We start from the raw sequence: 279 nt of genomic DNA on the forward strand, positions 1-279 counted from the left end.
CTGCCGCCGGGGTTTTCTGTCCGGCCGGGCCTTAGCCGAGGAAGCTGATGGCCGCCTGCTTGAAGGCGCGGGACGTGACCGCGTTTGCGTGGGTGCGGGCCGGGAGCGCAAGCAGCTCGGCCTGTCCCGACAGCTCAGCCAGCTCCGCGTTGCCGGCCGCAAAAGCATCCTGGTCTCCGGCCACCAGCAGCAGGGGCATGGACGGAACCGCCTCGGCGGGGACAAACGGTTCCTGCTGGATGGCCTCCACCATCGACAGCAGCACCGACAGGTCATTGG

1 pseudogene is annotated in these 279 nt (G+C 68.8%); it reads right to left on the bottom strand.

The features are described from left to right. Positions 1 to 31 precede the first annotated feature (31 nt). Positions 32 to 279: pseudogene (locus tag SB754_RS19905) on the bottom strand (alpha/beta hydrolase); the annotation flags it as partial.

The organism is Leifsonia sp. SIMBA_070 (genome assembly GCF_046534635.1).
In the GTDB taxonomy this organism is placed as follows: Bacteria; Actinomycetota; Actinomycetes; order Actinomycetales; family Microbacteriaceae; genus Leifsonia.